The 20,755-nt window shown below is 70.0% G+C and carries 19 protein-coding genes; 1 reads left to right on the forward strand and 18 read right to left on the reverse strand.

Annotated elements, in window-relative coordinates; all coding sequences use genetic code 11:
- Positions 1-35: 35 nt before the first annotated feature.
- Positions 36-323 carry a hypothetical protein gene (locus tag FHT32_RS07645; RefSeq protein ID WP_218088124.1) on the reverse strand — a complete coding sequence of 96 codons (288 nt, stop codon included), beginning with the start codon at positions 321-323 and terminating at the stop codon, positions 36-38.
- Between the two features lie 60 nt (positions 324-383).
- Positions 384-1,721, reverse strand: coding sequence for a PLP-dependent aminotransferase family protein (locus tag FHT32_RS07650; protein WP_176664036.1), 1,338 nt, complete (start codon positions 1,719-1,721; stop codon positions 384-386).
- A gap of 92 nt (positions 1,722-1,813) precedes the next feature.
- On the opposite strand from FHT32_RS07650, the gene FHT32_RS07655 reads away from it, so the two are divergent.
- A complete protein-coding gene (locus FHT32_RS07655) occupies positions 1,814-2,416 on the forward strand; it encodes a DJ-1/PfpI family protein (protein WP_176664037.1) in 603 nt (200 codons plus the stop codon).
- Here the strand turns inward: FHT32_RS07655 and FHT32_RS07660 are convergent.
- From FHT32_RS07660 to FHT32_RS07735, 16 genes are all read right to left on the reverse strand, one after another.
- On the reverse strand, positions 2,394-3,842 hold the full coding sequence (locus tag FHT32_RS07660; protein WP_176664038.1) for a mannose-1-phosphate guanylyltransferase/mannose-6-phosphate isomerase: 1,449 nt from the start codon (positions 3,840-3,842) through the stop codon (positions 2,394-2,396). The genes FHT32_RS07655 and FHT32_RS07660 overlap by 23 nt on opposite strands.
- Before the next feature lie 55 nt (positions 3,843-3,897).
- Positions 3,898-4,674 (reverse strand): response regulator transcription factor, encoded by a 777-nt coding sequence (locus FHT32_RS07665; RefSeq protein WP_176664039.1) that lies wholly within the window; start codon positions 4,672-4,674, stop codon positions 3,898-3,900.
- Positions 4,667-5,776 (reverse strand): UDP-glucose 4-epimerase GalE, encoded by a 1,110-nt coding sequence (galE, locus tag FHT32_RS07670; protein ID WP_176664040.1) that lies wholly within the window; start codon positions 5,774-5,776, stop codon positions 4,667-4,669. The genes FHT32_RS07665 and galE overlap by 8 nt, the downstream gene beginning before the upstream one ends.
- A 28-nt stretch (positions 5,777-5,804) precedes the next feature.
- Positions 5,805-7,052 carry a glycosyltransferase WbuB gene (locus FHT32_RS07675; protein WP_176664041.1) on the reverse strand — a complete coding sequence of 416 codons (1,248 nt, stop codon included), beginning with the start codon at positions 7,050-7,052 and terminating at the stop codon, positions 5,805-5,807.
- Entirely contained in the window at positions 7,049-8,308 is a 1,260-nt protein-coding gene (locus tag FHT32_RS07680) for a polysaccharide biosynthesis protein (RefSeq protein ID WP_176664042.1), read from the reverse strand. Before FHT32_RS07680 ends, FHT32_RS07675 begins: the two co-directional genes overlap by 4 nt.
- Before the next feature lie 24 nt (positions 8,309-8,332).
- Positions 8,333-9,265 carry a hypothetical protein gene (locus tag FHT32_RS07685; protein ID WP_176664043.1) on the reverse strand — a complete coding sequence of 311 codons (933 nt, stop codon included), beginning with the start codon at positions 9,263-9,265 and terminating at the stop codon, positions 8,333-8,335.
- Between the two features lie 52 nt (positions 9,266-9,317).
- Positions 9,318-10,268: a hypothetical protein gene (locus tag FHT32_RS07690; RefSeq protein WP_176664044.1), complete on the reverse strand. Its 951-nt coding sequence runs from the start codon at positions 10,266-10,268 to the stop codon at positions 9,318-9,320.
- A complete protein-coding gene (locus tag FHT32_RS07695; RefSeq protein WP_176664045.1) occupies positions 10,265-11,365 on the reverse strand; it encodes a glycosyltransferase in 1,101 nt (366 codons plus the stop codon). The genes FHT32_RS07690 and FHT32_RS07695 overlap by 4 nt, the downstream gene beginning before the upstream one ends.
- Positions 11,366-11,392: 27 nt before the next feature.
- Complete coding sequence (locus FHT32_RS07700) at positions 11,393-12,715, reverse strand: hypothetical protein (protein ID WP_176664046.1); 1,323 nt, start codon at positions 12,713-12,715, stop codon at positions 11,393-11,395.
- 25 nt (positions 12,716-12,740) lie between these two features.
- Positions 12,741-13,736 carry a GDP-L-fucose synthase gene (locus tag FHT32_RS07705; RefSeq protein ID WP_176664047.1) on the reverse strand — a complete coding sequence of 332 codons (996 nt, stop codon included), beginning with the start codon at positions 13,734-13,736 and terminating at the stop codon, positions 12,741-12,743.
- A 70-nt stretch (positions 13,737-13,806) separates the two neighbouring features.
- The gene (locus FHT32_RS07710; protein ID WP_176664048.1) at positions 13,807-14,529 is read right to left on the reverse strand and encodes a sugar transferase; all 723 of its coding nucleotides are present in this window, start codon (positions 14,527-14,529) and stop codon (positions 13,807-13,809) included.
- Entirely contained in the window at positions 14,526-16,853 is a 2,328-nt protein-coding gene (locus FHT32_RS07715; protein ID WP_176664049.1) for a polysaccharide biosynthesis tyrosine autokinase, read from the reverse strand. The genes FHT32_RS07710 and FHT32_RS07715 overlap by 4 nt, the downstream gene beginning before the upstream one ends.
- A gap of 46 nt (positions 16,854-16,899) precedes the next feature.
- Positions 16,900-18,114 carry a polysaccharide biosynthesis/export family protein gene (locus FHT32_RS07720; RefSeq protein ID WP_176664050.1) on the reverse strand — a complete coding sequence of 405 codons (1,215 nt, stop codon included), beginning with the start codon at positions 18,112-18,114 and terminating at the stop codon, positions 16,900-16,902.
- A gap of 85 nt (positions 18,115-18,199) precedes the next feature.
- Positions 18,200-19,153 (reverse strand): hypothetical protein, encoded by a 954-nt coding sequence (locus FHT32_RS07725; protein ID WP_256098915.1) that lies wholly within the window; start codon positions 19,151-19,153, stop codon positions 18,200-18,202.
- The gene (locus FHT32_RS07730) at positions 19,146-19,970 is read right to left on the reverse strand and encodes a serine aminopeptidase domain-containing protein (protein WP_176664051.1); all 825 of its coding nucleotides are present in this window, start codon (positions 19,968-19,970) and stop codon (positions 19,146-19,148) included. Before FHT32_RS07730 ends, FHT32_RS07725 begins: the two co-directional genes overlap by 8 nt.
- A complete protein-coding gene (locus FHT32_RS07735) occupies positions 19,967-20,755 on the reverse strand; it encodes a 4'-phosphopantetheinyl transferase superfamily protein (protein ID WP_176664052.1) in 789 nt (262 codons plus the stop codon). Before FHT32_RS07735 ends, FHT32_RS07730 begins: the two co-directional genes overlap by 4 nt.

Here is a 20,755-nt window from a genome sequence, read left to right on the forward strand (position 1 = left end):
GCGGGAGGCAGAGATCCGGGCGCCGATCCCGCATCTCACGCTTCGGTGGCGGCGCCTTTCTGTCCTTCAGCGCCATCGGCCTGCTCGGTTTCTAGCGTGATCTGGCTGACTCGAACGCGGTGAACAACGAGCTCATCGATCTCCAGCCTGCGGATTCGAGCCCGCCCCACAAAAAGCCGCCCGATGGACAAGGCCCCGATGGCCAGCGCACCGAGCGCTGCGGCGCCGATCACGATGGAGCCCATTGCGGTCGTGCCGACAGCGTGCGCGCCCGTTGCGGTTGCCGGCGACGCGCGTACGGACTTTGATGGCTTCAGGTTCATCGAAACTCCTTGGAACGGTGGCTCTGCTGCCAGGCCCGATTGTCGCGCCCGCAGGCGCTTTCAGAACGCCTGCTCCCCAACCACCCGCCGTACCGTCCGCAGCGCACCGCGCAACCCATCCAGCCCCACGGACCCCAGCGCCAGCCGCAGCGCATGCGGCACGTGTTTCGAGGTGGCGAAGGGCTCGGCGGTGGATACCGAGACGCCTTCGCGCATGAGCGCAGTCGCGACGCGGTCGGCGCGCGTTTCCTCCGGCAGGGGCAGCCACGCGAAGTACGACGACGGGTGCCGCACGCACTTCAGCCCCGCGAGTTCTTCGCCGGCGATGAGCTGTCGCGCCATCGCGTCCTGCCGCTTCTGCGATTCGAGGCGCTCGACCGTGCCGTCTTCCAGCCACGCGCAGGCGATGGCCGTGGTCACGCCCGGCGTGCACCAGGTGGTGGCGCGTATCGCGCGTTCGAGCTTCGGCACGCAGGCCTCGGGCGCGGCGACGAAGCCCACGCGCAGCCCGGTCGCAACGCTCTTGGAAAGGCCGGAGACATACACCGTGGTTTCGGGCGCCAGCGTTGCCAGCGGCGGCGGCGGGTCTTCGGCCAGGAAAGCGTAGGCCGCGTCCTCGATGACGAGCAGGCCGTGCCTTCTTGCGATGGCCGCGAGGCGGCGGCGACGGCTCGCGCTCATCACCCAGCCCAGCGGGTTGTGCATGGTCGGCATGGCGTAGACGGCACGCACGCGGCGCCGCGCGCACAGGCGCTCCAGCGCGTCGAGGTCGGGGCCCTGGCCTGACGCGGGTATGGGTGCCATTTCGAGCCGGAGTGCCTCGGCGAGCACCTTGAAGCCCGGGTAGGTGAGGGCGTCGATCGCGACCACGTCGCCCGGCTGCAGCAGCGCCATCACCGTCACTGCGAGTCCGTGCTGCGCGCCGTCGACCAGCAGCACCCTCGACGGCTCGACGGCCAGCCCGCGCGATTCGAGGAGGTGCCGGGCGAAGCAGGCACGTTCGTGCATTCGCCCGCCGTGCGGCGCGTAGCGCAGCATCGCCTCCAGCTCGCCGCCGGTGGCGAGTTGCCGCAGCGCGCCGCGCAGCAGTTCGGCCTGTCCGGGCAGGGCGGGGTAGTTGAAGTTCAGGTCGAGCATGTCGGCGGGCAGCGCCCGCTGGTCGGCCTCGGTGCCGCCGGGCATGGCGGTCTCGCGCACGAAGGTGCCGCGGCCGACCTCGCCGCTGACCAGGCCCATGGCCTCCAGCTCCGCGTAGACGCGCGAGGCCGTGACCAGGGCCAGCCCGTGGCGCTCGGCCAGCCGCCGGTGCGTCGGAAGGCGGGTGCCGGGCTTCAGCTGTCCGGCGCGGATCTGGACGGCGAGTTCGTCCACCAGTTGCTTGTATCGGGCTTCGGCCATCGTGCTGCGGATGTATCCATGACAATTTTTTGATTGTATTGATCACCGTCACTACGATGGCGAATCCACCTCGCATCCCACGGACCGACACCATGCACATCGCCATCCTCACCTTCGACGGCTTCAACGAACTCGACTCGCTCATCGCGCTGGGCGTGCTCAACCGCATCAAGAAGCCGGGCTGGCGCGTGAGCATCTGCTGCCCGACGCCGGAAGTCACGTCGATGAACGGCGTGACCATTCGCGCGCAGACGCTGCTGGAAGAAGCGCGTTCCGCCGACGCGGTGGTCGTGGGCAGCGGCGTGAAGACGCGCGAGGTGGTCGCCAGCCCGGAGCTGATGGGGCGCCTCGCGCTCGACCCGGCACGGCAGCTGATCGCGGCGCAGTGCTCCGGCACGCTGGTGCTGGCCAGGCTCGGACTCGTCGAGGGTGTTCCGGCCTGCACCGACCTCACCACCAAGCCCTGGGTGCAGGAGACCGGCGTGGAGGTGCTGAACCAGCCGTTCTTCGCGCGCGGCAACGTCGCCACCGCGGGCGGCTGTTTCGCTTCGCCGTACCTGGCCGGCTGGATCATCGCCCGCACAGAGGGCGTGGAGGCCGCGGCGGACGCGCTGCACTACGTCGCGCCGGTGGGCGAGAAGGAGGCCTACGTGGCCAACGCGCTGAAGAACATCAGGCCGTATCTGCCGCAATGACCTGCTGGTCGGCCGGCGCGCACCGGCCGTAGGTGTCGTCGAAGCGCACGATGTCGTCCTCGCCCAGGTAGCCGCCGGTCTGCACCTCGATCACCTCGAGCACCGTCCGGCCCGGGTTCTCCAGCCGGTGGATGGCGCCGGAGGGCAGGTAGATCGATTCGTTCTCGTGCACCAGCGTGACCTCGCCGTTGCAGGTGGCGCGCGCCGTGCCTTTCACCACCACCCAGTGCTCGGCGCGGTGGTGGTGCATCTGCAGCGAGAGCTTGGCGCCGGGCTTCACGGTCAGCCGCTTCACCTGGAAGCGCTCGCCCAGGTCGATGCTGTCGTAGGCGCCCCACGGCCGCACCACGCGGCGGTGCTCGGTGGCCTCGGCGCAGCCCTCCTGCGAGAGCTTGCGCACCACATCCGCCACCTGTTCGGCGCAGCCCACGCCGGCCACCAGCACCGCGTCGGGCGTGTCCACGATGATGAGGTTCTCGGTGCCCAGCGCCACCACCGGCCGGTGGGGCGCGTGCACGAAGGTGTTGCGCGAATTCAGCGCGCTGGCCTTGCCGCTGAGCCGGTTGCCGGCGTCGTCCGCCGGGTGCAGGCTGGCCACCGCGTTCCAGCTGCCGACGTCGCTCCACAGGCCCTCGAACTTCACGACCGCGATCTGCCGGTGCTTCTCGAGCACGGCGTAGTCGATGCTCTCGGTGCGGCATGCCGCGAAGGCCGCGGGCTCCAGCCGCATGAAGCTGCCGTCGTGCGTCGCGCCGGCGGTGGCCCGCTCGCAGGCCTGCAGGATGTCGGGCGCGTGCTCGCGCAGCGCCGCAATCAGCGTGCGCGCCTGCACGAGGAAGATGCCCGCGTTCCAGCTGTAGCCGCCCTGCAGGATCAGCATCTCGGCCACGGCGGCCGTCGGCTTTTCCACGAAGCGCACCACGGCCTGGCTGTGCCCGTCGGCAAGCGGCGCTCCGGCCTCGATGTAGCCGTAGGCCGTGCTCGGAAAGCTCGGTACCACGCCGAAGGTGACGATCTTGCCCGCCAGCGCAGCCTCGATGCCGCTGCGCACCGTGCGGGCGAACAGCGGGGCATCGGGAATGTGATGGTCGGAGGGGGCGAACAGCAGCAGGTCGTCGGCGTCGGCCACCAGCGCGGCCGAGGCCATGGCGGCCGCCGTGCTGCGCGCCACCGGCTCCAGGATCTGCCGGCCCTTGGCGCAGGCGTTGTCCATGGTTTCCTTCACCAGGAAGCGGTGGTCCTCCGAGGTGACGCAGGTGATGGCGGAGTTCAGCAGCGCCAGCCGTTCGAGCGTGAGGTGCAGCAGGCTCTTGCCGCCGACCAGCGGCGCGAACTGCTTGGGCAGGGCCTTGCGCGAAAGCGGCCACAGCCGCGTGCCGCTGCCGCCGCAAAGAACCACGGGATGGATGGGAAGAGGGGTGTTCATGATCGCCAGCGTCGGGTGTTGGTAAGCCAGGTGAAACCGGGAAGGACCGGGGCGCTCAGATCAGCCCCGTGTATGCCGCGTAGCTCACGGCCTGCGCGCGCGAATGCACGTGCAGCTTCTTGTAGATGTTCTTGATGTGCGCGTTGACGGTCTGCCCCGAGATGCCCAGCTTGTTGCCGATTTCCTCGGTGACGTGGCCGCGCGCCACGAAGCGCAGGATCTCGCACTCGCGCGCGGTGAGCGTCGCTTCGCGCTGCACGGGTTCCGCGGGCGGCAGCGCGCCGGGTGGCCGGTAGCTCAGCCTCGAGAGCAGCCTGCGCGCCAGCCGCGGCGTGATGGCCGCGCCGCCGTTCACCACCTGCAGCACGGCCTGGGCGAAGCTCTGCAGCCATGCGTCCTTCAGCAGGTAGCCGGTGGCTCCCATCTCGAAGGCGCGCAGCACGTGCGATTCGTCTTCCAGCGCGGAGATCACGACGATCTCTCCGGTGCGGTGCTGCTCGCGCGCTTCCTGGATCAGGTCGAAGCCGGTGCCGTCGCCCAGCCGCAGGTCGACCATCAGCACGTCGAAATCGTGCGTGGCCAGCAGCCGCCGGCCGTCGCGCAGGCTGCCGGCCTGGCCTTCGAGCTGTATGCGCAGGTCCGACAGCAGTTCCTGGGCGATCACGCGGCGCATGAACTCGTCGTCCTCGACGAGCAGCACGCGCACGGGCGAGTCTTCCTGGCCGGTCAGGAAGCCGGGCCACAGTGGCGCGGCGGGCGCGCAGATGCCCGATGAATACCCCGGCCGGCCGGTGCCCTGCTCGCCGGGCGGGGGAGAAGCGTTGTCAGGCATGGCTATGTCCCACGTTGGAGTTGATGTTGGCATCGCTGTTGTCCTGGTAGCGCGGAAGATTCGTGGCGAAGGCCGGTGCCGGGTCGTCGAAGCCGTGCGGGTTGGCGGCTTGCCAGCGCCAGCTGTCGGCGCACATCTGGTCGAGGTCGCGGCGCGCGCGCCAGCCGAAGGCGAGGAGCGCCCCGCGCGCGTCGGCCCAGTAGGCGGGCGCGTCGCCGGGCCGGCGCGGCCCGATGCGCAGCGCGATGCGGCGGCCGCTCGCGCGCTCGAAGGCCGACACCACTTCCAGCACCGAAGCGCCGTGGCCGGTGCCGAGGTTCGTCATCAGCACGCCCGGCTGGCGCGCCGCATGGCGCAGCGCCGCCACGTGGCCCTCGGCCACGTCCATCACGTGCACGTAGTCGCGCACGCCGGTGCCGTCGGCGGTGTCGTAGTCGGCGCCGTGCACCACCAGGCAATCGCGCTCGCCGGCCGCGACCTGCGCGACGTAGGGCATGAGGTTGTTAGGGGGACCGTGCGGCAGTTCGCCGAGCAGGCCGCTCTCGTGCGCACCCACCGGGTTGAAGTAGCGCAGGCAGGCGATGCCCCAGCGCCCGTCGGAGCGCGCGAGGTCGGCCAGCAGGCTCTCCACCATCGCCTTGGTGCGGCCGTAGGGGTTGACCGCGTTGCAAGGCGCGGACTCCGGAATGGGCGAGGGATGCGAGTCGCCGTACACCGTGGCCGACGATGAGAACACCAGCGTGCGCACCCCCGCACGGCCCATGGCCTGCACCAGAGAGAGCGTGCCGGCCAGGTTGACGTCGTAGTAGCCCAGCGGATCGGCCACCGACTCGCCCACCGCCTTCAGCCCCGCCAGGTGCACCACCGCGCGCACCGGGTGCGCCGCGAAAGCGCGGTCGAGCGCCGCCGCGTCGCGCACGTCGGCGCGCACGAGCACGGGCTCGATGCCGGTGATGCACGCCACCCGCTTCAGCGAGCGCGCGTCGCTGTTGACCAGCGTGTCGAGCACCACGGGCCGGTAGCCCGCCGCGATCAGCGCCACGCAGGTGTGGCTGCCGATGAAGCCGGCGCCGCCTGTGACGAGGATTGCGGGGGCTGGCATGGTGGCTTGTCCTGGCGACGGGGCCGCGTCATGCGGCGATGCTGTGCTGCAGTTCCTCTTCGAGGCGCTGCAGGATCACGTTGCGGTCCAGCTCGGCTTCGGCGAAGCGCCGGCCGATCGCTCCCATCAGCTCGCGCGTGGCGGGCGACATCGAGAGCTGCTCGATGGCATCGGCCAGCGCGGCGGCGTCGCCGGGCTCGACCACCACGCCGCGGCCCCACACGGCCTCGCTGAGCGCGGTGCCGGCATGCGCGGTCACGATCACCGCGCGGCCGCTGGCGAGCATGCCGCCCAGCTTCGAGGGCATGACCAGGTCGGCCGCGTCGGCGCGCTGCGGCAGCACGTGGATGTCGGCCATGCCCAGCAGCTCGTTGAGCCGCTCGGCCGGCTGCAGGTCGAGGAAATGCGCGTTGCCCAGCCGCACGCAGGCATCCATCAGCGAGGCGCGGCTCGGGCCGTTGCCGCAGAACACGAAATGGATGTCGTGGGAGCACACCAGCAGCCGCGCCGCGTCGGCCAGCAGCTCGATGCCCTGCTTGCTGCCGAGGCTGCCGGCGTAGAGCACCACCACCGCCTCGGCCGGAATGCCCAGTTCGGCCCGGTAGCCCTGCGCCGATGCGCCCGTGGCCAGCGCTGGGCGCTCGACGGGGCGGATGGCCTCCACGTCGACCCAGTTCGGGAACAGCACCAGCCTGGACTCGTCCACGCCTTTCTCCCTGGCCTTGGCGAGCATCGTGGAGGAAATGGTCGAGACGCGGTCGAACTTGCGCATCAGCCAGCGCTCGGCCGCCAGCGCGAAGCGGCGCACCCGTTCGCCGCGCACCCAGCCCAGGCCGAAGGCGGCGTCCACCTCGTAGTCCTGGATGTGCAGCCACGCACTGGCGCGAAGCAGCTTCGCCAGGCACAGCGCGGCCGGCGCGCAGGACACGGGCGGCTCCACCACGAACACCACGTCAGGCCTCCAGCGCAGCTGCGCCAGCAGCAGCGGAATGCTCGACAGCGTGAAGGACAGCAGGTGCCCGATTCGCCCCAGCGCGCGCGGTTTCTGCGGCACCCAGGTGGGCGCGCGCCAGACCTTGACGCCGTTCCAGTCGTCCTTGCGATAGGCCCATGCCGAGTAGCCCTCGGACACGGCCCATTGCGGAAAGAAGGGCGGCGACGCGATCACCCGCACCTCGTGCCCGCGCGCCTGCAGCCACTCGGCCATCTCGCCCGAGTACTTGCCGATGCCGGCCAGCTCGGGCGCGAAGTTCATCGAGTAGACCAGTATCTTCATGACGCCCGTCCCCGCGCCAGCAGGCGCACGATGGGGAAGAAGCCGAAGTGCAGGCGCATGCGCGTCTCGCACAGCACGAAGTCGGTCACGCAGGCAACGAAGAAGACGTAGTGCGGCTTGCCCGGAAAGAGCACCGCCACCGCGCCGTAGGACGCCAGCCGCAGCGCCACTTCGAGCAGCGCCCACCGGCCGAGCGAGCCCATGGTGGTCTTCAGCGACAGCACCATCTCGTGGTGGATCGTGTAGGTGCGCAGCAGGAAGTACGGCGCAATGCACAGGAAGATGGAGCGCGCCTCGTTGCCCAGCTTGAGCAGCGGCGCGGCGGCCGCGACGAGGGCCGCCAGCCCGACGAAGAGCGCGCAGCCCAGCAGGAACGAGTGCTTCGCCAGGCGCAGCTTCGCCGCGGTGAAGTTGCCGGCCTCGGTCTCCAGCATGGCCGGCGTCTTCGTGAAGAGGAAGGACTGCACGAACTGCGACGGCGCCTCCGCCAGCAGGAAGGCGATCTTGAAGGCGCCCACGTAGCCCAGCGGCATGAAGTACGCCACGATGAGCAGGTCCGACTTGCGCAGCAGGAACATGAGCAGCGAATACACCGTCGCGCCGGCCTGCGAGCCCAGCTGCAGCGCGGCACGGCCGACCGGCGGCGCCGAGCCGTTGGCCGGCAGCCCCACCGCCAGGCACACCACCACCACGGCAATCAGGTTGATGAGCAGCAGGTGAGCCACGCCAAGATCGAAGCGCACCGCCACGCACAGGCTCACGCCCGCCACCAGCACGGTCGCACGGATGCCGGCCTCCAGGTTGAGCAGCCCCGCATGGCCCAGGCCCCGGCTGAAGGACAGGCGCAGGCTGTTGAAGGAGAACACCGCCAGCGTCGCCACCAGGATGGCGAAGGGCGCGTCGCCCACGGGAAAGCGCTGCACCGTGAGGATCACCGTCACCAGCACCGTGGCCAGCGGCAGCCCGATGGCCAGCGTGCGCACCACGTCGCCGCGCGTCACGCCCGGCGGCACCGTGGCCGCATGGCGCGAGAAGAGCAGCGAGCTGCCCAGCGTGCCGACCACCAGCGCCACCTCCATGACCGACTGGTAGATCGAGTACTCGCCGAAGCGCGCCGGCGGAATGCTCGCCGCCATCAGGAAGATCGCCAGGAAGCCCGACAGGTACACATACAGCCGCGACGCGAGCGCGCCCAGCCCCGACAGCCAGGCCATGCGCGCGCCGGGCGGCGTGAGTGGCAGGCTGAAGTGCTTCATGGCGCGGGCTCGCTTCTGGTTCGGCTATTTGCCGGCCGGCACGCGGTTCACGCGGCGCGTGTCGAACACCCGGCGCGCGAATGCACCGGCGCGGAATGCGTTGTTCTTCGCGCGGCGCGCCATCTGCAGCGCGTAGGTGACGGCCGCCACGGTGAGCATGTGGCCGCGCAGCGCATAGGGCATTGCCATCTTGGCGCTGCCCTGGAAGTGCAGCGCCACCACCTGCGTCATGTCGCCCGTGGCGCTCGTCAGCCAGGCCTTGCCCTCGCGCCAGGCGATGCGCTTGGCGCCGCCCAGCACCTTGAATTCACCGCGGTGCAGGTTGTGCATGCCGTTGATGTTGTGGTCGACGACCGTGCCGTCGAGCACCCGGTTGATCGGGTCGTCGTTGCCCGTGGCGTGTGCCCAGAGGTAGAGCAGCGTCATGTCGGACACGCCGCCGCGCACGCCCCGCGCGGCGAAGCGCGCCGCGATCTCGCGCAGCTTCCTGCGGCCCGAGGGCGTGGCGTAGCTGTCGAGCACGTAGGCCACGAAGCGGCGCAGGCCGTTCGAGGTCCAGTAGCTCACGTGCGGCGAGATCTGGCAGGGGTTCCAGTCGTCGGCGGACTGCATGCGGGAGCCGGAGAAATCGGCCTTGCCCGCCAGGCGCCTGATGTGGAGTCCGGCACCCTGGAAAAGCAGCACGTCGCTGTCGACCAGCACGAAATCGCGCACTTCCGGATGGGATTCCAGAAACCGCGCTAGCAGAAAGTAGCGGCGAAAGCAGATCTTCTCGAACTCCGGAGGGTTGCTCGACAGGTGCACGTACGAGCGGCAGAAGCGCTCGTAGGCCGGGCCGGCGTCGGTGTCCGACAACACGAAAAGCGGCTCGCCGGCCAGCGCCGCCGATTCGCGGCACAGCGCGAGGGTCCTGTTCTGGCGGTCTTCGACGACGATGAAGGGCAGCGAAGGGTTCATGGCACTTGGTGAAGGGTTGATGGACGTGACAGCGATTCGTTGTTGGGCGACTTCATGGCTTGCTGCGCGCGGTGACGCTCTTCATGAGCGCCACGTGCGCGGGAAGAAAGCGGCCGGTGGCGTCGATGGGCATGTCCAGCGTGAAGAGCCCGTTCGCGGCGGCGGCTTCGGAGATCCAGTCGCGCAGTTGCGCCGCGGTGAAGCGCGCCGGAGACTCGCGCCCCCACGAGGCGCCCAGCGGCGTCAGCACGTGGAAAGTCAACTCCGACGGCGGCCTGCTCAGGTGCGCGGGCGGCTGCATGTATTCGCCGGCCATCAGGTTCTGGCAGGGCGCCGACTTGGCGCTGAAGCGCTCCGCGCCTTCGCCCGCGTTGAACGCCAGCAGCCGGCTGGCCGCCCCGGCGCGTGTCGCGCCGCAGAGCATTTCCCAGCCCGCGGGCGTGATGCCCCTGGTGTTGTAGGTGCCGTCGAACCACCAGCCGCTGGCGAGCACGCCGTAGCGTTCCGACCAGTCGCGGATCACGCTCGACCAGGCTGCGATGAAGCGCGCGGGCGGAGGCTCCTGCTCCGACACGTCGCCCAGGCAGTCCATCAGCGCGCGGTCGCCCTGCGGCGCGCGGAACGGCAGGTACAGGATCAGCGTGATGCCCCGGCTGCGCAGCGCCCGGCCGATCTCCAGCGGAAGGTCGCGCGGCGATCGATTGGCGGCGCTGGATGGGCACAGCACTTCGAGCGCGGCATTCGGTGCGATGTATTGGCCGTTGTTCTGCCCGAGCGTCAGGATCAGGTGCGAGGCGCGCATTTCCGCGAGCGAGGACGCGAAGGCCTCCACGTCGAAGCGCCTGATCTCGCCGATCGACTGCTTGTCTGGCAGGTAGTGCACCATCACGCCGAAGCCCGGCACCGGAGGGGCCGAGGGCTGCGCGTGGCCTGCCGTCGGCAGCGCCGCCAGCAACGCAAGCGCCGCGAGAAGGCGCATGGCGCAGGGCATGAAGCTCGTCATGGCATGGCCCCCGCGAGCGACAGCGCGCCGCGCTTGAGCACGAGATAGCGCCCCGCGACGTTGGCGGGCGCGCAGGTGGCGGCATGCGCCCACGCCGGGCGCGTGTGCGCGTGGTGCGCGAGGTATTGGGCGAGGTCGTGGGCGAGCGATTGCGGATCGCCGTCGTCGGCACCCACGAAGAAGGCGTAGTCGGCGAAGAGCTCGCGATGCACCGGGATGTCCGACAGCAGCAGCGGCACGCCCAGCGTCGCCGCCTCGGCCGCCGAGAGATTGAAGCCCTCGAAGGTGGACAGCGAAATGAAGGCGGTCGCGCCCTGGTACAGCCGCAGCAACTCCTCGCGCGAAACCAGCCCCCGGTGCCGCACGCAGCTGCGCACCTCCGGCGCCAGCATGGACACCATGCGCCCGACAGCGTCCGCGCCGTTGCCGGTGATGTCGAGGTAGTCGACCAGACCGGCGCTCTTCATGCGCTCGAAGAGGGCGAGGATGCCGTCGAAGTTCTTGTGCGGGTAGTAGTGGTAGGCGGCGATCAGGTAGCGCTCGCCGGCAGCAGGGGCGGCAATGTCGGCCGGGGCTGCCGAGGGCCGGGGCGCATCCACGGGATTGAAGATCACCGTCGAATGCCAGCAGCGGCCGAAGTGGCGCTCGAAGTCCCGCTGGCTGCTGCGGCTGATGAAGACCACGTCCGCCGCGCTGCGCGCCGCGCGCCACAGGTTCCAGTCCAGGAACAGGCGCTTGCCGCGCCCGAAGTACTGCGGGTAGGCCTTGTACTGCAGGTCGTGCACGACCACGATCGAGTCGCGGTGCCGCCCCAGCGGCGTGATCGGCAGGTAGTAGTTGGGGAACACCGAGAACAGCTGCTCGCCGGTGAGCAGCGTGCGCAGCCGATGGAAGTTGTAGAGCAGCGTGTCGAGCACGAAGCGGCTGATCTTCAGGCGCTGCGCCAGCGCGAAGAGGCGCGGATGCCGCTCGCTCACCGGCTCGACCCGGTCTTCCGGCGACAGGCGCATGTGGCGCAGCAGCACCTCCGACACGTTGAGCACGCCGCCGGCCGCCTTGTTGAAGCGGATGGTGTCGTAGTAGAGGAAAGCGGCCATGGCTTCTTTTCTTTCTTTCCGGGCTCTTCAGGCGCCCGGCAGGCCATGCCGCAGCGTGCGCGCGGGCATGCGGCGCGCACGGGAGCTGAGCGCGCCGGCGATGGCGGCGGCGATCAGGCCGGAGACCATGAAAGGCCCCCAGCCCAGGATCGGCCCGCGCATGAACGGCACGTAGGCGGCCAGCAGCACCAGCGCGGCCAGGTAGGTGCTGGACACCGGCCGGTTCGGATCGACGGCGCGGTCGACCGCCCGGAAGCCGGCCGAGATCGCGAAGCCGAAGAGCGCCGGCCCCGCCAGCCCGAAGTCGAAGTACGCGGTGGTGAAGGGCGGCAGCGACAGGTTGCTCTGCGAGAAGTTGCCGAGGATGGCCGACCAGCCCAGCGGGTCGAAGTCGGGAAACATCTTCAGGTCGCGCGGCAGGAAGAACGAGAACGCCGACAGCAGGTAGCGGCCCCAGCCCAGGTCCGGAATGGGCGCGCGCTCCAGGATGCCCGCGACCACGTACATGGCGTCGAAGTCCTGGCTGAAGGGAAAGGTGCGAAGCTCCTCGCCCCACATGCTGCCGCGCGAGATCAGGTTCAGCATCGGCCCCAGGCCTGCGATGGCGCCGAAGATCGCGCCCGCGAGCAGCCAGCGACGGCCGCGCCCCAGCGCATGGATGAGCAGCGGCAGCAGCCCGATCAGCAGCACCTGCCGCGCCGTGTTCACCGGGTTGGCCGCCGCCAGCGCCAGCGCGAAAGCCAGGCCGGCCGCGCACCAGGACCATGGCGTCCTGCGGCGCACCGCATGGACGGCCAGCGCCACGAAGCACAGCAGGACCACCAGCTTGGGCAGCGTGGAATAGAAGATGAAGTCGATCGGCACGTTGTCTTCGCCGCCCACGCCCACGATGCCGCGCGCCACGAAGTTGAGCTCGGGCTTGATGAACAGCGAGGCGAAGGCCGCGAGCGAGCAGCTCAGCAGCAGGAGCAGCGGGTGGGCCACGCCCACCAGTTGCTTGTCGTGGCGCCCCGGATGGTGCACGGGCCCGTCGGGAACGCCCAGCCGCGCCGCTTCCACGCCGGCCATGTACAGCACCAGCAGCGTCAGCGCCAGCGTGTGCGACTCCGTGCGCATGACGCCCGCGTCCCAGAACTCCAGGTCGTTCGCGATCTGCATCGCCGGCGCGATCGAGAAGTAGGTGAGGATCGCCGTGTAGTGGATCAGCAGGAACACGCTGCCGCCGGAACCGCCAAGCATCGCGAGCTGCACCAGCGACAGCACCGCCACCGCCGCATAGCCCCATACCGGATCGACCAGGCCGCAGAGCATGGCGCAGATGATGCCAGACCAGAAGGAGAGGGGGCGCATGGGGGGCCTGCAGTGGATGGCTGCTTCAGACGTGGACGTGGGCCTGGACGGGCTCGGCTTCCTCTGCCGGCCGGATCGCTTGCTGGTAGTCGGCATAGGTGCGGCGCAGTCCTTCGGCCAGCGGCACCGTCGCGTGCCAGCCGAGGCTGTTGGCGCGCGAGACGTCCAGCAGCTTGCGGGGGGCGCCGTCGGGCTGCGCGAGGTCGTAGCGGATGGTGCCGGCGTAGCCCACCACGTCGCGGATCAGCTCGGTGAGCTCGGCGATGGAAACGTCCTCGCCGGTGCCGAGGTTGATGTGGCCGCGCATCGCGTCGGTCTGGCGGTCGTACTCGGCGCGCGACAGGTTCATCACCGCGAGGCAGCCTTCCACCATGTCGTCGACGTACAGGAACTCGCGCCGCGCGCGGCCGCTGCCCCAGATCAGCACGCTGGGCGAGTTGCCGATCTTGGCCAGGTGGAAGCGCTGGATCAGCGCCGGCACCACGTGGCTGTTCTCGATGTGGTAGTTGTCGCCGGGGCCGTACAGGTTGGTCGGCATCACGCTGCGGTAGTCGATGCCGTGCGTGGCGCCGTACTGGCGGTTGTAGCTCTCGCAGAGCTTGAGCCCGGCGATCTTGGCGATGGCGTAGGGCTCGTTGGTGGGCTCCAGCTTGCCGTTGAGCAGGTATTCCTCGCGGATCGGCTGCTCGGCCATGCGCGGGTAGATGCAGCTGGAGCCCAGGAACAGCAGCCGCTTCACGCCCGAGACGAAGGCCTGGTGCGTCACGTTGGTGGCGATGGCCAGGTTCTCGTAGATGAACTGGGCCGGGTAGGTCATGTTGGCGTGGATGCCGCCGACCCTGGCGGCCGCCAGGTAGACCTGGTCGATCTGCTCCGTCGCGAAGAAGCGGGCCACGGCCGCCTGGTCGAGGAGATCGAGCTCGGAGTGGGTTCTCGTCACCACGTCGTGACCCAGTTCGCGCAGGCGCCGTGCCGTCGCCTGACCCACCATGCCGCGATGACCTGCAACAAAGATTCGCATATGAGCTTTCGGTGAAGTGGTTGATGTGGTTGAAGTGAGCGGAAATGCGGGTGCCGGTATGTGGGCCGGGCTAGCGCGACCCGCGCGCCCCCGTCACCACCCCGAAGGTCTTCAGCAGGATCACGAAGTCCCGCCACAGCGACAGGTGGGCCACGTACTCCGCGTCCATCGCGGCGCGGCGGCGGTAGCTGATCTCGTTGCGTCCGCTGATCTGCCACAGGCCGGTGATGCCCGGGCGAACGGCGCAGTAGTGGTCCCAGTAGTCGCCGTACAGCTCCTTCTGCGCGAACATGCAGGGGCGCGGGCCGACCATGCTCATGTCGCCCTTGAGCACGTTCCAGAACTGCGGGAACTCGTCGATGCTGTACTTGCGCAGGAAGGCGCCGAAGCGGGTGATGCGCGGGTCGTGCTCCAGCTTCTGGTAGACGGCCCACTCGCGGCGCGCGGCCTCGTTCTGGCGCAGGTGGCGCGCCAGCACCGCGTCGGCGTCGGCCACCATTGAGCGGAACTTGTAGAACTTGAAGACGCGCCCGCCCTTGCCGTAGCGCGGCTGCATGTAGATGGCCGGCCCGCCCGAGGTGTAGAGCACGCCCAGCCAGATCAGCAGGTAGGCCCAGCCGAAGAAGAGGAAGAACGAGCCGGCCATCAGGATGTCGGCCGCGCGCTTGGCGCGGCGCAGCCAGGGCGCGCCGCCCAGCGGCATGTACGGGGCCGTGTTGGCGGCCGCGCCGATGCCCGCCTTGCCGGGGCCCCGCCCCGTTCCGGTGGAAGAGGGAGATCTGAGCGTGCTCATGATTCGGCGTGCTCCGGCAGGATGCGCTTGGGCATGACGGTGTCGGCCGTGTCCAGCGCGAACGGCGGGTCGCGGCGCGCCACGGGGGCGTAGCCGTAGTAGCCGTAGCCATAGCTGCGGTTGTGGCGACGGGAGGTGTCGACCGCGTTGAACACCACGCCGTGGAAGGCCGCGCCCACGTGGGCCAGGCGCTTGCTGGCTTCCAGCAGCTCGCCCATCTCGCTGTTGTCGGCCCGGGCCACCAGCAGCAGGGTGCCCATGCTCGGCGCCATCGCGGCGGTCTCGGAGGCCAGCAGCGTGGGAGGCGCGTCGACCACCACCACGTCGTAGCGCGTCGAGAGCGTCGACAGCGCGTGCGCGAAGGCGTCGCTGGTCATCAGGCCGGCCGGGTCCGGGTGCAGCGTGCCCGCGGACATCACGTCCAGGTAGGGCAGCACGTGGTGGTGGATGGCCTGCTCCAGCGGCACGCCGCCGGCGATGGCGTCGGACAGCCCGTCCTTGCGCTGCAGCCCGAACTCCTCGCTCAGGCTGCCGCGGCGCAGGTCGGCGTCGATCAGCAGCACGCGCTTGCCCGAGGCGGCCAGCAGCGTGGCGAAGTTCGACGACACGAAGGTCTTGCCCGCGCCGGCCGTGGCGCTGGAGATCAGCACGCGGTTGTTGGGCGCGCCCATCATCACGAACTTCAGCGCGGTGCGCAGCCGCCGCAGGCCTTCGAGGGCCGGGTCTTCCACGTGCAGCGCCGCGAGCACCTTGATGCCGGGCTTGCCGTCGCGCACGGCGCGGTCGAGCACGCGCTGCTGCGTGCTCAGCGGGATGGTGGTGTACACGTTCAGCCCGGTGACGGCCTCGATGGATTCAGGGCTGCCGATGGATCGCTTCAGGTTCTTGCGCGCCAGCGCCGCGGCGCCGCCGGCGAACAGGCCGCCGGCCAGCGCCAGCGCGACCACGATCAGCGACTTCGGCCGCACCGGCTTCTCGGCCACCAGGGCCTGGTCGAGCACGCGCACGTTGGCAACCTTGCCTTCCTTGGCCAGCCGCATCTGCAGCGAGCTGTTCAGCAGCGTCGCGTAGAGCTCGGTGTTGACCTTGATGTCGCGCTGCATGCGCAGGGCGTTCTGCTGCAGCATCGGCATGCGGCGGATGCGGCCGTCGACCGTGCCCAGCTCCCTCTTGAGCGAGGCGATTTGCGCGTCCAGCGTCTTCACCATCGGGTGCTCGGAGGTGAAGCGGCCCACCAGGTCCAGGCGCTTCTGCTTCGCGTCGAACAGCTTGGCCTGCAGGTCCACGTTCTGCGACAGCGCATTGCGCGCCTCGTCGTCCAGGTTGACGGTGCCGTTCTGGTTGCGGTACTGGTTGTAGGCGTCTTCCGACTGCTCCAGCTGCTGCTTGAATTTCGGCAGCTCGGTGCCCAGGAAGGCCAGCGCGCGCTCGGCCTGCACCGTCTTCTGGTCGATGTTCTGCCGCACGTAGAGGCCTGCGATCTCGTTGAGCACGGCCGCGAGCTGGTTGCGGTTGCCCGACTGGAGGCTCACGTCCATCACGCCCGACTGCTTGCCTCTCTCGACCACGCGCAGGTCCTTCTGCAGGCCCAGCAGCGTGAGCTGCTTCGAATGGCGCACCAGCTCGAAGGCGCCGCCGGGGCGGGCGTCGATCGAGCCCACCAGCAGGTGCAGCGCGCCACCGGGCACGGTCGCCTCCAGCGGCACGCCGACCTTGCCGTGCAGCGGGGTTTCGATGGCCGGGTTGGTCAGCGTGTAGCTGCCGTCGGCTCCAGCGACCAGCGTGAACTTCTTGCCCTCGAGCGCCGGCGGCACGTCCATCCGCGCCACGGCAATGCTCTCGGTGCCCGAGACGTAGTTGCCGTAGCCCAAGATGCCGGGAGAGGAAAGCTGGCTCGAATGCCGCGAGATGAACTCGCCCACCACCGGGATGTAGCGCGGCTTCGCGTCGATGTAGAGCAGGGTGTTCTCCATCGCCTGGCCCAGCACCATGCGCGAGCGCAGGATCTCGGTCTCCCCGGCGGTCGGCGTCTTCACGTTGATGCCGCCGCCCCCGTTGGCGTCGCCGGGAAAGTTGCCGCCCGAGCGGTCCGGGTCTTCCACCTGGATCAGGATGTTGGCCTCGTACACCCGCGTGCCGAACAGCGCATACCCCACGCCGGCCAGCAGCGCCAGCGCGGCGATGCCGGCAATCAGCCAGCGGCTGTCGATCAGGACGTCGAGGTACTCGTGGAACCGGGATTCCCGGGCCCAGGCGGTGGTTTCGATCACCGTCACGGGAGCCGCCGAGGGGGCGGGGAGCGTAGCTTGCCAGCGCGCGTTCATGGGTGTCACCTCTTGCTGTTGCTTTCCTGGAGCGGATGCAGGGCGCCTAGCGGCGGGCGGTGTCGCGGGCCAGGTTGACGACCTGGGCGGCCGGCAGGATCAGGCTGAACACGCGGCTCCAGCTCACCAGCGGCACGCGGTCCACGTACACCACGTCGCGCGGCTGCAGCTCGAAGCGGTCGGCCAGCGCAAGTGCCACCGGGTTCTTCGCGTTGAGGGCGAAGACCTGCTGCACGTCGAGGTTGTCGGGCGCGTTGCGCACCACGTAGATCTGGCCGGGGTCGGAGGTCGCCAGGTCGGGGCCGCCGGCGTCGCCCAGCGCTTCGTTCAGGCTCAGCCGGCCGTTGTTGCGCATCTGCAGCGCGGACGGCGCCCGCACTTCGCCCATCACGTAGACCCGGCTGTCTTCCCGGGTGCCGACGTTCACCACGTCGCCGTTGCGCAGCGGGATGCCGTTGCCGTCCACGCCCAGCGACTGCAGCATCGGCAGGTTGATCTCGGTGGAGACGCCGCCGCGCGTGAGCGTGATGCGAGCGCGGTCGCCGGCCTGGGTGAAGCTGCCGGCGCGGCTGATGGCCTCCGACAGCGTCATCGGCACGTCGGTGAAGATCTGCAGGCCCGGCGTGCGCACCTCGCCCTGCACGTAGGCGCGCTGGCTGCGGAACGACTGGATGCGCACCGTCACCTGCGGGTCCTTGATGAAGGCCTTGATGCGCCGCGCGATCAGCTCCGAAGCGCCGCTCTCGGTCAGGCCCTGCACCTTGGTGCGCCCGATGTAGGGAAAGAAGATCTCGCCCTTGGCGTCGACGATGAAGCCGGGCGCCACGGTCACGCCGGTGGGGTCGGACTGCTGCGCGATCACCGCGCCGGCGTTCGGCAGCAGCTCCGGATGGTCGTACACGATGATGCCGACCACGTCCCCGGGCCCGATGGTGTAGACCGGCGCCGCCGCGAAGAGGCGCTTGATGTTCTCCGGCGGGCCCTTGGGCTTCTGCGCGAGCTGCGTACGGATCAGGTCGGGCGTGATCGGGATGATCTTTCCGCTGTCGGCCGAGGCCGTGCTGTCGCCCGTGGTCTTGCCGTAGCCGAGCGGCCCCACCGAGCCGAAGCCCGGCGCGCAGCCCGACAGCGCCACCAGCCCGAGCGACAACAGCAGGGCCAGGCCCAGCCATCGCAGCCGCGACTCGGCCTGCGCACGGGCCAGGACTGCTGCGAGAGGGCGCGTTCCGCATGACTGCGTCGCTGGATCATGACGTTGCATGGTGGTCTCCTTGACGGCTGGTTAAGGGCTGGTTGAAGGCTGGTTTGGTGTTGGCTATGAATGGGGCGAGACCGGGATGCCTCGATCAGGGCGCGGCCCAGGTGGTGGGCATGGCCGGTTCCACGCCGGCCGGCGCGCGGCTTTCCTGGCTGCGGCGTTCGGTGGCGGCGCCGAAGCAGCGCTCGGTGACCCAGTCGCCCACCGAGCGCAGGAACAGCTGCTGTCCTCGCTCGGTGCAGACCGTGTGGTCGACCTCGCCCATGAACTCGTACTGCACTCCCTGCGTGAAGGGCTTGCGGGCGAGCGCGCCGAGCTGGTCGCGGCCGCGGTCGCAGACATGCAGCGAGCCCGAATACAGCAGCTGCACCGCCACCTTGCGTTCGACCAGCCGCTCCAGCGCCGCGCCGAACCAGATCGCATTTGCTTCGGGCGCGCGCCTTTCGGCGAAGAAGCCCGGCAGCGGCACGGTCGAGTGGCTGCGCAGGAAGCGGCGCTGCAGCCAGCGCCGGGCCTTGCCCGGGAACGAGGGATGCGCGGGCGCGGCCAGCGCGCGGCGCAGGTTGCGCTCCAGGCGGGCGCGCAGTTCCGGAAAGGCGAAGCCGTCGAACAGCGACACCGCCACCACGCGCTTGTCGGCCAGCGCGGCCGACATCGCGTGCTGCACGCCCGAGCACATGCCGACGATCACGAACTGGCGTGCGCCCAGCGCGCGCTCGGCCGCATCCATGGCCGCCTTCAGGCTGTGCACGGCGCGCACCTGCAGGTCGGAAGACGTGTCGAGCGCGTCGCTGTCGCCGATGCCGCCGAGGTCGAAGCGCAGGCTGCCCACGCCGCGCTCGGCCAGCAGGTGCGCCAGCTTCACGTTGATGCGGCGCGGCCCCACGCGGTGATTGGCGCCCATGTTGAACATCAGGCAGGCAACGCCGCCCGGCGCCGGCCGCGCGGGCGCCGTGAGCATGCCCATCAGCGCATTGCCGGGGCCGAACAGCAGCGGCGTCTGCTTCGCGGCCGCTTTCAGGTCGTACTTCGCGTCATTCATGAAGAGCCCCCTGGAGGCGGTTGAGCGCATCGGCCGGGACCATGGCGCTGTTGGGGTAGGGGTCGGAGGTCCAGTCGAGCTGGTGGCTGAAATACGCGAGCCGCACCGGCATGTGGCGCGACTGCTGGTCGGCGGCCCACTGGGCGGTGCGCTCGTCGTCGGGGCCGGCCAGCACCAGCGTGTCGTGCAGCGCGGTGAGCGGCAGCGACTCGGGCACCAGCGCCGCCAGCTGCGCACGCAGCGCGGGCGACAGCAGGGTGCCGAGGGCCTCTTGCGGGATGGCCTCCGGCTCCTGCACGAGGTCGCGGCGCCAGGCCAGGTCGGGGATGCAGAAGGTGGTGTCGATCGCCGCCACGTGCTGCTCGCGCAGCAGCCGGGCGTAGCGGCGCCCGTCGATCACCGGTTCCCACAGCACCAGCCGCACCGGATCGCAGCGGCCGCCGCGCGCGGCCAGCACGGCCACGGTGGCGCCGAGCCGCGCGCCGACCCACACGATGGAGGCGGCGGGCACGCGCCGGCGCAGCTCCTCGTGCGCGGAGCACAGGTCGCGGCGCCAGCCGTCGAGCTCGCCCTCTATTTCCTCTCCCGGCGAATCGCCCGAGCCGTAGAAGTCGAAGCGCAGCGTGGCGATGCCCGAGCGCGAGAGCCGTTCCGCCAGCACCTTGAAGAAGCGGTGCGTGCGCAGCCCCTCCTGGCCGAAGGGCGGGCACAGCAGCACGGCTGTGTCGTTCCCGCCTCGGTCTTCCTCGGCCGGGTGGAACACGCCGAAGACCTGCCGCGAGGCCGGCCCGAACATGATCGGCTCGAAGCGCGTCATGGAGCGGTCTCCATGCTGCGAGCCGGGGCGCCCGCTTTCCGACGGAGGGACTGGCCGTTGGCATACCCGCTGTTGTCGGCGGGGCCTGCCGTGCCGAGCCGGTTCGCGCGCGCCTCGGTCTGGCGCCACTCGGCGAGCGCGCCCACGCAGTCCAGCCGCGCGGGCGCGGGCCCGAGCACCAGCCACAGGATGCGGCCGGCCACCGAGAGCTCCACGCTGCGGCAGTCGGGCTCCAGCCCCACCTCGAAGCTCTGCGACGACACCAGCAGGCCCACGCCGATGGCCTTCAGGCAGGCCTCCTTGCGGGTCCAGCAGGTGAGGAAGGCGCGGTCGCGCTCGTGGGCGGGCAGGGCGGCCAGCGCCTCCTGCTCGCTGCGCGTGAAATGCTCGGCCGCCAGGATCGCCGCGTCCGGTACCGGGCGCAGCAGCTCGATGTCGGCGCCCAGTGGGCCGCGCCCGCCGATGGCGATCAGCGCCAGTCCCTGGCTGTGGCTCAGCGAGAACTGGGTGCGCGCATGTCCGGTGAGCGACGGCTTGCCGAAGGAGCCGACCGACAGGCGAAGCTCGGCGTGATGCAGGCCGGTGTACTCGCTCAGCGCCTGCCGCAGCGCGACGTGCGAGGCCACGTAGCGTTGCCTGTCCAGCGCGAAGCGGAAGCCGTCGGCGCGTGCGCGTTCCTCCTCCGAGAGAAGCTCCTCGGACGGGAGGTCGGTGAAGCTGTCCAGGTCGACGTACCGGCACACCGGTGCGTCGATGGAAAGCGCGTAGAGGGAGCTGCCGGTCAT

Source organism: Variovorax sp. SG517, from assembly GCF_013376045.1.
GTDB lineage: Bacteria > Pseudomonadota > Gammaproteobacteria > Burkholderiales > Burkholderiaceae_C > Variovorax.